General features: G+C 33.5%; 13 protein-coding genes. 7 read left to right on the top strand and 6 right to left on the bottom strand.

Annotated elements, in window-relative coordinates:
• Positions 1 to 11: 11 nt before the first annotated feature.
• The 3 genes from CS873_RS01005 (at position 12) to CS873_RS00995 (ending at position 1,844) form a co-directional block, all read left to right on the top strand.
• Positions 12 to 440 carry a GtrA family protein gene (locus tag CS873_RS01005; RefSeq protein WP_099974033.1) on the top strand — a complete coding sequence of 143 codons (429 nt, stop codon included), beginning with the start codon at positions 12 to 14 and terminating at the stop codon, positions 438 to 440.
• 108 nt (positions 441 to 548) lie between these two features.
• Positions 549 to 1,403 carry an SDR family oxidoreductase gene (locus tag CS873_RS01000; RefSeq protein WP_099974032.1) on the top strand — a complete coding sequence of 285 codons (855 nt, stop codon included), beginning with the start codon at positions 549 to 551 and terminating at the stop codon, positions 1,401 to 1,403.
• Between the two features lie 12 nt (positions 1,404 to 1,415).
• Positions 1,416 to 1,844, top strand: a complete 429-nt coding sequence (locus tag CS873_RS00995; protein WP_099974031.1) for an Rrf2 family transcriptional regulator — start codon at positions 1,416 to 1,418, stop codon at positions 1,842 to 1,844.
• A gap of 40 nt (positions 1,845 to 1,884) precedes the next feature.
• Here CS873_RS00995 and scrK read toward each other — a convergent pair whose 3' ends face one another.
• The 3 genes from scrK to CS873_RS00980 form a co-directional block, all read right to left on the bottom strand.
• Positions 1,885 to 2,757, bottom strand: coding sequence for a fructokinase ScrK (scrK, locus tag CS873_RS00990; protein WP_099974030.1), 873 nt, complete (start codon positions 2,755 to 2,757; stop codon positions 1,885 to 1,887).
• A 79-nt stretch (positions 2,758 to 2,836) separates the two neighbouring features.
• The gene (locus CS873_RS00985) at positions 2,837 to 4,438 is read right to left on the bottom strand and encodes a putative polysaccharide biosynthesis protein (protein ID WP_099974029.1); all 1,602 of its coding nucleotides are present in this window, start codon (positions 4,436 to 4,438) and stop codon (positions 2,837 to 2,839) included.
• Positions 4,439 to 4,452: 14 nt separating this feature from the next.
• Positions 4,453 to 4,827: a DUF1304 domain-containing protein gene (locus CS873_RS00980; protein WP_099974028.1), complete on the bottom strand. Its 375-nt coding sequence runs from the start codon at positions 4,825 to 4,827 to the stop codon at positions 4,453 to 4,455.
• Between the two features lie 153 nt (positions 4,828 to 4,980).
• On the opposite strand from CS873_RS00980, the gene guaB reads away from it, so the two are divergent.
• Positions 4,981 to 6,459: an IMP dehydrogenase gene (guaB, locus tag CS873_RS00975; protein WP_099974027.1), complete on the top strand. Its 1,479-nt coding sequence runs from the start codon at positions 4,981 to 4,983 to the stop codon at positions 6,457 to 6,459.
• 39 nt (positions 6,460 to 6,498) lie between these two features.
• Here the strand turns inward: guaB and CS873_RS00970 are convergent, their stop codons facing one another.
• Positions 6,499 to 7,161: a YoaK family protein gene (locus CS873_RS00970; RefSeq protein WP_099974026.1), complete on the bottom strand. Its 663-nt coding sequence runs from the start codon at positions 7,159 to 7,161 to the stop codon at positions 6,499 to 6,501.
• Between the two features lie 116 nt (positions 7,162 to 7,277).
• On the opposite strand from CS873_RS00970, the gene CS873_RS00965 reads away from it, so the two are divergent.
• Together CS873_RS00965 and CS873_RS00960 are read left to right on the top strand one after the other, a co-directional pair.
• Entirely contained in the window at positions 7,278 to 7,988 is a 711-nt protein-coding gene (locus CS873_RS00965; protein WP_099974025.1) for a demethylmenaquinone methyltransferase, read from the top strand.
• A gap of 54 nt (positions 7,989 to 8,042) precedes the next feature.
• A complete protein-coding gene (locus CS873_RS00960) occupies positions 8,043 to 8,894 on the top strand; it encodes an aldo/keto reductase (RefSeq protein ID WP_099974024.1) in 852 nt (283 codons plus the stop codon).
• 28 nt (positions 8,895 to 8,922) lie between these two features.
• Here the strand turns inward: CS873_RS00960 and CS873_RS00955 are convergent, their stop codons facing one another.
• The gene (locus tag CS873_RS00955) at positions 8,923 to 10,290 is read right to left on the bottom strand and encodes an amino acid permease (protein WP_099974023.1); all 1,368 of its coding nucleotides are present in this window, start codon (positions 10,288 to 10,290) and stop codon (positions 8,923 to 8,925) included.
• A 162-nt stretch (positions 10,291 to 10,452) separates the two neighbouring features.
• On the opposite strand from CS873_RS00955, the gene CS873_RS00950 reads away from it, so the two are divergent.
• A complete protein-coding gene (locus CS873_RS00950; protein WP_099974022.1) occupies positions 10,453 to 11,088 on the top strand; it encodes an HD domain-containing protein in 636 nt (211 codons plus the stop codon).
• 4 nt (positions 11,089 to 11,092) lie between these two features.
• On the opposite strand, the gene CS873_RS00945 is transcribed toward CS873_RS00950, so the two are convergent.
• Positions 11,093 to 11,884 carry a hypothetical protein gene (locus tag CS873_RS00945; RefSeq protein WP_099974021.1) on the bottom strand — a complete coding sequence of 264 codons (792 nt, stop codon included), beginning with the start codon at positions 11,882 to 11,884 and terminating at the stop codon, positions 11,093 to 11,095.
• Positions 11,885 to 11,974 lie beyond the last annotated feature (90 nt).

Genomic DNA, 11,974 nt, shown 5'->3' with positions numbered 1-11,974 from the left:
AGATTTTATCTATGATAGAAAAATATTGGGAAAAATATAAAGATGCCATACCATATGTAGTATTTGGTGTATTAACAACACTTTTAAATATTGTATTATTCGGTTTTCTAGATAAATCCTTAGGTTGGAATTACCAGATAGCTAACGTTGTTGCATACTTTGCCTCGGTATTGTTTGCCTATATAACTAACAAACTATGGGTATTTAAGTCTCACGCGCCGTCTTTTACAGAGTTGCTTCGTGAAATCTTTTTATTTTTCTTGTTTAGAGCAGGTTCATGGGTCTTTGATCAAGGAACAATGACAATCGGTATTTCATTGTTACATGCTAACGCAATGATCACTAAGGTATTTGCTAACGTAATAGTAATTGCGTTGAATTATATCTTCAGTAAGTTCTTTATTTTTAGAACTAAAAAGAAATACGACAAGGAAGTATAATAGATACTTTCTTTTTTTTTGCCCAAAATACTTGCATAAAAAAATTAACGTGTTACTATAAATAGTACAAGTTACATTAAAAGTAACAAGTTGGAGGAAAATATAATTATGAAATATGCAATTACAACAGCAACAGGTAAATTTGGAAAGAATGCAGTTAAAGAATTATCTCAATTAGTAGATTTAGAAAATATTGTAGCAATCGTTAGAAATCCTGAAAAAGCTCAAAAGCTTTTGCCAGAAGGAATAGAAATACGCCAAGCAGATTATTCAAGCGAATCAGAGTTGAGTAAGGCTTTGTCTGGAGTAGATAGATTACTATTTATTTCATCACAACCTGGTGGAGAAGTTGCACGTATTGATCAACACAGAAATGTTGTGAATGCTGCAAAATCTGCGGGAGTTAAGTTTGTTGCTTACACTAGTTTCCCTAAGGCTGATGTAGCGAAGAATCCTTTAGCTTCAGATCACCGTGAGACAGAAAAACTTATTAAAGATGCAGGTTTCTCATATTCATTCTTAAGAAACAATTGGTACCTAGAAAACGAAATAGGAACTATCAACAAGGCTTTAAATGGTAATCCGTTTGTATATTCTGCCGGAGATGGTAAAGCTGGATGGACACTAGAAAGAAATTATTCAGAAGCTGCTGCAAAAGTCTTAGCATCAGATAATACTAAAGATATTTATGAATTTGCAGGAACTGCAATTACATATGGTGAAATGGCTAAAGCATTACAAGAAGTTTCTGGAGTCAATTTTGATATTGAACAAGTATCAGACGAACAGTATATTAATGGTCTGAAAGAAAGTGGTTTGGATGAAGGAACTGCTCTTCTTGTGACATCATTCCAAACAATGATTCGTGAAGGCGGACTAGATGGTAATGATGCTGACATCACAGAAGTTCTAGGTAGATCAATCGAACCGTTGTCAGAACAACTAAAAGAATTAATTAAATAAAGAGGAACTTAAATGAAATATCCACATAGATTAAGTGATGCGGTGCATATTCTTTCATATATAGAAATATTCAAGGATGAAAATCCTTCAAGTGCTATTATGGCAGCTAGTATGGAGTCAAATCCCAGTTTAGTTAGAAGGATCATGTCACAGCTTTCAAACGCCGATCTTCTAATTACTAGCCCAGGAAAAGTATCACCAAAATTGTCACGTCAACCTAGTGATATTTCTTTATTGGATATTTATCGCGCTGTTGATGAATCCGGAAGTTTGTTACATGTCGATGAAGATACAAATCCCAACTGTTTAGTTGGAGCAAATATCCAAGATGTTTTGGAATCAAAGTATGCTCAAGTTCAGGCAGCTTCTGAGCGAGAGATGAGTTTGATTAGTTTGGATGATATTATTTCAGGTATTCGTGTCAATAAAAGTAATGTATAAAAAAAGAATCTTACCTTTGGGTAAGATTCTTTTTTTATGTTTAACTTTCTAATTCTCTGATAGCTAGAGCAAAATCACCAACCGTAGCAGAACCATTATTTTGTACTGAAGGCATCACGATATATTTATCTAAATCGGGAACTTCAACGTATTCATGAAGTAATGTTTTAAATTGATCACGAACTTTTTCTAAAAATCCTTCGCTAACTACACCACCACCAAAGATGATTTTGTCAGGACGTAAAATCAAAGTAACTTGAATGGCAGCCTGTGCAACGTAGTATGCCATGATATCCCATGTTTTATCTGTTAGAGGGACATCTTTACCTTTTTTACCTAAACGTGCGTCAAAGGTAGGACCAGCTACTAATCCTTCTAAACAGTCGTCATGGAACGGACAAATTCCTTTGAAATTCAAATCTTCAGGATGACGTTTCAAGAAAGTGTGTCCCATTTCGGGATGTCCAACGTTACCGATGAATTCTCCATTTGAAATAGCTCCACCACCTACACCAGTACCAATAGTGTAGTAAACAAGAGAGTCTATTTTTTCATTTGTAAGAGTAGACATAACATATTCACCATATGCTGAACCATTAACATCAGTAGTCCAGAATATAGGTATATCCAATTGTTCCTTGATCATTCCCACAAAATTAGTGTCTGACCAGTGTGGTTTAGGTGTTGATGTAACATAACCATATTTAGATGAATTCTTTCTTAGCTCAATAGGTCCAAAAGATGCAATTGCTAGTGCTTCAATATCATATTGTTTGAAGAAATCAATTGCTTGTTGAATTGTTTCCTTGGGTGTTGTTGTGGGGAAGTTGACACTATCCTTGATGCGATAGTCTTCATCACCAACAGCACATACGAATTTTGTACCACCTGCTTCAATACTACCCACTAACATAAAAAAACCTCCAATAATTTGATGTTTTAAGAGTAACACTAGAAAATTGGAGGTACAAACCATTATTTAATTATTTTTATTAATATATTTCAATATTTCTAATATCTCTAAGAATTTTTAGTGAACCATCTCTTTTTACTAGTAGTCCATAGACTATAACACCAATAATTGCAGAAATAGCCAGCACAAATGTTGCAGGTATTCTGGTAGTATCATTGATGATCAGAGTTAGACCATAATCACATAGAAGCACTATCAAAAGCATTATAGTTCCATCAAAAATTATTAAACCAACCTTTTTTAATAGGTATGGGTCTATCAATTTAAATTGCTTGTTAATTATTCTAAATGAAAGAATAGTACCTACTACGAATGCAATTGTTGATGCTAGTACAGGTCCAAAGGCACCTAAGTAAATAGTTAGTGGTAATTGTAATAATATTTTAATTGCATAAGCTATAACTAGGTAAACCATTGATTGACGAACATGATCTGTTACTTGAAGCACATTCTCTAAAATCATAAATAAACAATAGAAGATGGCTTGAACAGATGACGCTGCAAGAATTTGAGCGGCAAAATTATTATGATAATTGAATACAGTCCATAATTGACTAGAAACAGCAATCATACCAACTGCTGCAGGGAAAATAATGAAAAAAGTGAAGATAATAATTTTTTGAATAAACTCTTTGGAAATTTCTTTATCTACTTTTTTAGCAACCATTGCTGATAAAGCAGGTATTACAGATGATGAAACTGATATAGCAAGTGAAACCAAAATCATAGTGATTTTATTTGCCTGAAATCCGAATATTGAATATAAGTAATCAATTTTATCTTGAGAAGCATGTAGTATGTGTTCATAAATTAGAGAAAAAGTAGTCTGATCGAATAGTTGAAGAACGACCATAATTGTATCAATTAGCAAGAAAGGCGCTGATGATTTTAACATCGAAGAAAACTTAATGTCGTCTATGCCGTCATCTTCTACTTTTCTCTCACGTTCTTCTTTAGTCATACTATGTCTAATTCGATATCTTATCCAAATCAGGAATACATAAGCAACTGTAGCTCCGATAAATGATGCTAGAGTTGACTGATTAACCGCTGATTTATAGTTACCGTGTTGAAGAACCATGATTGTGTAAGTTGCATATAACATATAGGCTATTCGAACAATCTGCTCAATGACTTGAGAAAAGGCTGACCAAGAGATAAAAGCATATCCTTGAATATATCCACGCATAATACCTAGTGCCGGAATTATTAATATTGCGATACTTAGATATTTAATTGGTGTAACAACACGCATATCACCCGCTGCAAGTATAATTGCAACGTATTTTGCGCCAAAAAACATTATTGCAGCAAGAACGATACCAATCGCTGTCATGTAGGCAGTGTATTTTTTTAAGAGTTTCTCACTCTTGTAAAAATTACCCACTGCATTATGTGCAGCAACTTCTTTTGATATTGCAGCAGGAATTCCTGCGGTAGCAATTATCAAAAATAAATTGTAAATATTATAGACTTTTCCATACATAGTGTTGGCTGCTGCAATCGCAACAGGTCCAATCCAAATGTTCCAAGGAATGATGTACACAACTGCTAAAATTCTTGAAAAAATTCCACTAATGGAAATCCACAGGGAACTTTTGAGTAATGAATCTTTTTTCATTTTAATAACCTATCCTAAAATTTAAGAAGAAAAATAACCATTATTAGAACAATGAATGCAGGTAATGCTTGAACTAAGAAAATTTTACGTGTAGCTGTAAATCCTCCAAAAATTCCAACGATGAATACAAAACACAATAGCATTGCTGCAATAACTTTAAATGTAAGTCCTGTAAAAATGAAAATAGTAGCAATTATCATTGCTCCAAGGGCAAAGTTATAAATTCCTTGGTTAGAAAGTGCCACACGAGCTGCATCTTGATTCAAAAATTCTTCGTCCATATCAAAAGCGCTGGCTTGTCTCTTTGGACTTGCAAAAATTTCCAAACCTGCAAAAAGTATGTGCTCTATACCAATAAGTGCGATTAAGATAAAAATTGTTAAATTCATAATGCCCTCCTAGAAATTATTAGTTTATATTATACCTTTTTAAAATCAATAATTGGAAAAAGAACGTAATTATTTAAAGATAGGTTATAAATTGACCTAGTCCAAAAAAACCTATATCATAAGGTAAATTTTAATTAAGATGGGAGATAGGGTATGTCAGCGTGGGAAACAAAATTTGATCGTAAAGGTTTTACTTTTGATGATGTCTTATTAGTTCCGGCGGAAAGTCATGTTCTGCCAAATGATGTGGATCTTTCAGTGCAGTTAGCTAAGAATATTCTTTTGAAAACTCCAATTATTAGTGCAGGTATGGATACAGTTACTGAAGCTAATATGGCTATAGCTATGGCTCGACAAGGTGGACTAGGTGTTATTCATAAGAATATGTCTATTGAAAAACAAGCTGAAGAAGTTCAGAAAGTTAAGCGTTCTGAAAATGGTGTTATAGTAGATCCTGTATTTTTGGCAGCAGATTCTATTGTTGCAGAAGCAGATGAGCTTATGCACAAATATCATATTAGTGGTGTTCCGATTGTTTCAAATATCGAAGATCAAAAACTAGTAGGAATTATAACAAATCGCGATTTGAGATTTGTAGATGATTACTCAGTATCTATCGATTCAGTTATGACACACGAAACACTAGTTACAGCACCAGTTGGTACAAGTATTGAGGAAGCAAATGCTATTCTTCAACAGAATCGTATTGAAAAATTACCATTAATTTCTGAAGATGGAAAACTTGGTGGTTTGATAACTATTAAGGATATTGAAAAAGTTCAAGAATTTCCTAATGCTGCAAAAGATACATATGGTAGATTGCTAGTAGCTGCGGCGGTTGGTGTAACAAGTGACACATTTGACCGAGCTAAGGCATTGTTAGATGCAGGAGCAGATGCAATTGTTATTGATACGGCTCATGGACATTCAGCAGGTGTTCTTAGGAAGATAGCTGAAATTCGTGATACATTTCCTGACGCTACTCTAATTGCTGGTAACGTAGCAACTTCTGAGGGTACTCGTGCATTGTATGATGCTGGTGTTGATGTTGTAAAAGTAGGTATAGGACCAGGATCTATTTGCACAACCAGAATTGTTGCCGGTGTTGGTGTACCTCAACTTACAGCAATTTATGATGCAGCAAGTGTTGCAAGAGAGTATGGCAAAACAATCATTGCTGATGGTGGTATCAAGTTTTCAGGAGATATTGTCAAAGCAATGGCAGCCGGTGGAAATGCTGTAATGTTAGGATCAATGCTAGCTGGAACTGACGAATCACCCGGAGAATTTGAAGTATTCCAAGGAAGAAGATTCAAATCTTACCGTGGAATGGGTAGTTTAGCCGCTATGTCTGAAGGTTCATCGGATAGATACTTCCAAAGCGGTGTCAACGAAGCTAAAAAGCTTGTTCCTGAAGGAATTGAAGGTCGAGTTGCAGCAAAAGGTGCTGTTGGCGATGTAATTTATCAATTACTTGGTGGTGTTAGATCAGGAATGGGATATGTTGGAGCCGGTGATTTAATTTCACTACAAGATGCACAATTTATCCAAATTTCAAATGCAGGTTTAACTGAGTCACATCCCCATGATGTAACTATAACTAAAGAAGCTCCGAACTATTCTAGAGAATAATAAAAAGACTATCTATACCTAGTAGATAGTCTTTTTTGTTTATACAGATGCTCTTTCTTTCAACAGCATGAAGAGGGCAGAACACAAGATAACAACATCAAAGAAAATAGCATAATTACCAACATAATGAACCAATACAGCATTGATGATTATTCCTATAAAAAAGGAACTAATTACCCTAAGTGTTCGCCAACTTCGACGAATAAACTTGGGATCTTTTTCGACAAAACCCTTAACGAAGAATTGACCAACGTTTTTAATATTTCCGGTCATCATTAGAGTATTTAGTGGCATATCATGCAGTTTATTAAAAGTAACAAATTGTACTGCTGCTGTGAAAGATACGATTAAACTAGTAACAATAATGGGTACAAAATTAGTTATAATACCGACAATTAGCAAAGCTACTATTTCAAATATCATTACATTTGATTGATGACGAACTTTTTTATTGTGAATTTTTAACTGAAGAAGTGTAGTAATAGCTGCACCTAAACAGAAAATTAAAATCGGCCACAAATGGTTAAAAGCATCCCCAAATTTGAGCTGTGCTAGATTGATACCTAGTAAAATTAGGTTACCTGTTTGCATAGTGGCAAAGACACCGTTATGAGTTAAGTAAGTGTATGTATCAATTCCCCCTGCAGTAATCGCTAATATCTGGGCAAATAGAGTTCTTTCGTAAATTGGAAATTTAGACATTATAAATACCTCGTAAATAATATTACGCCAAATAAACAAATTTTCCAAAATAACTTAGACGTTTAACTAAGAACAGACTATAATTTGTATAAGTAAAATTATAGGTGGTTATAAAAATGGCTATTACTAATAAAACACCAACTTCAGATGTACGAGATATCTTTAATGAAGTAGCGAAAAATTACGATCGTATGAACAATGTTATAACATTAGGAATGCAGAAAAAATGGCGCAAAAAATCCATGCTTCCAATAGATTTAACAGAAGGTCAAATTGCACTCGATGTTTGTTGTGGTACTGGTGACTGGACAATTGAATTGGCAAAATTAGTAGGTCCATCAGGTCATGTCTATGGTGTGGATATTAGTTCTGAAATGATTGAAATTGCACGTAGGAAAATCATCAAGCAGGGATTGGAAGACAGAATAACTCTAATTGAGGGTGATGCAATGAATTTGCCTGTAGAAGAAAATTATTTTGATGTTGCCACGATAGGATTTGGTTTGAGAAATGTTCCAGATGCTCAAGCTGTGCTCCAAGAAATGAAAAAAGCTGTTCATGAAAATGGAAAAGTTGTCTGTTTGGAGACTTCTAAGCCAGACAACTTAATAGTAAAACCTCTTTGGAAAATGTATTTTGCTATGGTACCAATTTTCTCTAAGTTACTAGTTAATAACTATGATAATTATGCCTATTTAAAGAATACAGCTGAAGAATTTTTATCAGCTGATCAGTTAAGTAATTTATTTTCTGAGATTAATTTTAAAAATGTAGAATATCAAAAACTATTTTTTGGTGCTGCGGCTGTTCATACTGGGACGAAATAATTGACTATAATAAATTTAGTGCTAGTATTTCCAATTATCTTGGAGGATTAATCTATGAAAAATGTAAAGTTAAACAATGGTGTTGAAATTCCAATTCTAGGTTTTGGAACATATCAAATAACTGATCCTAAAGAAGCAGAGGAGTCAGTTGCCAGTGCTCTAAAAGTGGGTTACAGACATATTGATACTGCTCAAGGATACCAAAATGAAGAAGCAGTTGGAAAAGCTATAAATAATTCCGGAATTGACCGTTCTGAAATTTTTGTAACTACAAAAGTTTGGGTTCAAAACAGTAGTTATCAAGGTGTAAAAGATTCAATGGAATTGTCTTTTAAAAAGTTGAATTTAGATTATATTGATATGGTTTTATTACACCAACCATATAACGATTCTTACGGTGCATGGCGTGCTTTAGAAGAATTGCAAGAAGAAGGAAAAATTCGTGCAATTGGAGTATCCAACTTTTCAATTGATAAAACAGTTGATCTAGCAGAATTCAATAAAGTTACTCCACAAATGAATCAAATCCAAATCAATCCTTTTTATCAAAGAAAGGAAGCAATTGAAGCTTTTAAGGCAGAAGGAATCATGTTAGAAGCATGGGCACCATTTGCAGAAGGAAAGAATAATATCTTTAGTAATGAAGTATTGCAGTCTATTGGCGACAAGTACAATAAGTCAATTGCGCAAGTCATTGAACGTTGGTTAGTTGAGCAAGATATTGTTGTTTTAGCTAAATCAACACATGAAGATAGAATGAAAGAGAACTTTGATATATTTGATTTTGAATTAGATGATGATGATAAACAAAAAATATCTAGCATCAAACAAGAAAGTTTATTCTTCTCACATAATAATACTGATATTATCAAGCGTATGGCAAGTTATCATATAGATAATATATAAAAAAACCTACCCATAAGGGTAGGCTTTTTTAATTTGCACGTCTTTCTTTTACAAAGAAAATGATTGTCATAACAATTAAGAAGACAACACCAACTAGTAATGAGACGATTGTTTCAGGATTTAGGAACATGAAAATTAGAATGATTGCCAATGCAACAATTGCTAAGTAGTTTGCAACTGGGAAGAATGGCATTTTAAAGGGATGTCCCTTTAATTGATCAGGGTGCAATTTTCTGAATTTTAAATCAGAAACTAAAATAACAAACCATGGAACCATACCAGGTAAGACACTGGAACTGTAGACAATAACAAAGACGTTACCTGATGTGTGAGAAATAAGTGGTAATAAATAATTCAAAATTAAACCGATTAAAATACCAACTGAAATAGCTATAACTGATACATATGGAACTTTATTTTTTGAAAGATTTGTAAATACTTTTGGCAAACGATGTTCTTCACCAAGAGTGAACAGCATTCTACTTGAACTAAAGATACCAGAGTTACAGCCAGACATAGCAGCTGTTAACATAACAAAGTTAATAATTTCAGCGGCAAATGTGATACCAACTTTTGCGAATGTTTCGACAAAAGGTGATCCCATTGTATCTAATTGATCCCATGGATAAATAGATACGATAACAAAAATAGCACCTATATAGAATATTAAAATTCTACCAACAATTGATTTGATAGCTTTGATAATGTTTGCTTGTGGATTTTCGGCCTCACCGGCTGTAATACCGATAACTTCGATACCTTGATATGAAGCAACAACGATAGATAAAGCAAAGATAAATCCTTTGACACCACCAGTGAAGAAACCACCATGTGTCCATAGGTTACTGATACCGACAGGATGTCCACCGTTACCAAAACCAAATACAATAACTAGTAAACCTAGAACAATCATTAGAATAATTGTTACAACTTTTATTAAAGCAAACCAAAATTCTAGTTCCCCATAGGCTTTAACTGTAACTAAGTTAGCGATACAAAGTGTTACAACAACAACTACACCAGCAATCCAGTGCGGAAGATTTGGCCACCAAAAGGCTAGATACGTACCAACTGCGATAACCTCACTGATACCAACAACTAAGTATTGAAAAACATTACTCCATGCAGTCAAATAACCTGCAAGAGGGTGAATATATTCTGTGGCAAACTTAGCAAATGAACCAGTTGATGGATCAACGTATAGCATTTCCCCTAATGCTCTCATAACTAAGTATAGTATTGCTCCTGCTAAGGCGTAAGCAAGCAATACTGATGGACCAGTCCATTTAATAGTTGAAGCTGATCCCATGAATAGTCCAACACCAATTGTTCCGCCAAGTGCAATCATCTGCATTTGACGGGATGTCAGGCTTCTATTTAATTCTTTTTCGTCCATTTTGAAGCCCCCCTAATACTATGTTCACAAAAAGTGAACACCTGTATTTCTTATTTACTACATAATACCGTATTTATATAAAATGTATAGTAGTAATTACTATTGTATAAATAAATTGATTAAATATTAAATGATAGAATATACCTAATGAGGTAATAACTGATGGATATCGAAAACAAGTTAGTTCAATTTATAAAAAGATATATGAGTGAAGATCCAACTGGTCATGATGTTTATCATTCTAAAAGAGTCGCAAAAATGGCTAAAGAATTAGTAAATTCCGATAAATTAACATTGTCTGAAGAAGAAGCGAAAATACTTCTTTCAGCTAGTTATTTGCATGATGTGATCGATGATAAATTAACTGAAAGCAAAGATATTCGTCTTAAAGAAGTTGAAAAATTCTTAGTCGATAATCATGTGGACATAGATGCGGTTATGGATATTATATTAAACATGTCTTATTCTGATAATCTCAAAAATAAGAAGAAATTATCTACAATTGGTCAATACGTTCAAGACGCTGATCGCTTAGATGCGCTGGGTGCTATTGGAATTGCTAGAGCATTTGCTTATGGTGGACACAAAGGAAATTTGATTTATAATCCAGAAATTAATATAAAAAAAGACTTCGATAAAGAAACTTATCGAAGTCAGAAAAGTACTAGCGTTAATCATTTTTATGAAAAACTATTCAAACTAAAAGATTTGATGAACACAAATAGTGGTAAAAAAATTGCTGCTAAACGTACAGCATTCATGGAAGATTTTATAGCTGAGTTTAAAGAAGAGTGGTAAGAAGTTATTTGCGGGCAAACTTGTCATAGGGCTTTTTGTCATAGTAAGCCATGCTACGAGCTGCCAAGTACTTTGTATATTTTGTTTCATTAATACGTTTATTATCGTATTTTTGACGTTCCCAACCATAATAGACTCTTTTTAGTTTGAATTTATTTACATATTTCTTGGGAATCTTAATTTCTTGTAGTTGATAGTCCACTAGTTTTAAATCTTGTTGTTCTCTTTGAGATTTTTCAAATTGTTTTTGCTGCTTTTTGCTGGTTGAATCAATATTTGGGCGTCTATTCTGATAAGCTTTGATGTTTTGTTTTTGAATTTTTTGCATTTCATCAAAGCTGTAATTTCCCTTTGTATATTCTTGGTAGACATAATCGTTAGTATCTTTTATAGTCTGCCATTCATCTTCCCAATCTAGATATTTCTCACGGTATTGCTTAAAGGCAATATCGTTTTTTTGTTTCATTTCCTGATAAAGGTTGTCACGCTTTTGCAGAACGTCGTCACGAACAATATTGTACGTAGAAACCTTGGCAGAAAAAACAATCAAATCGCCATTAAATAATTCCTTATCAATATACTGGAACATTCCTTTTGTGACATTGATCCACACATGGTTAGCTACTAAATCCCTGTTTGAAAAATCATCGTTCAAGATGTGAATATCAGTGAGCAAGATAACAGGACTAGTATTACCGGTATTTTTATTATGTTTGTGTGTTAGTTTATTAAAAATTCCACTACAGAGAATTTTTTGACCAACAAATTTTGAAAGTTTTCTTCTAGAATCAGACATTAATAATCTCCTGATTTTTATTTAAAAATTTAATTGTTTTAGAGCTATGTGTAGCATAGAATAAAGTTATTCATGGGATTAATGCAAAGG

The sequence above is a fragment of the Companilactobacillus metriopterae genome (assembly GCF_002762335.1).
Taxonomy (GTDB): Bacteria; Bacillota; Bacilli; order Lactobacillales; family Lactobacillaceae; genus Companilactobacillus; species Companilactobacillus metriopterae.
The sequence above is the reverse complement of the archived record's forward strand: the minus strand, read 5'-3'. Positions and strand labels throughout refer to the sequence as shown.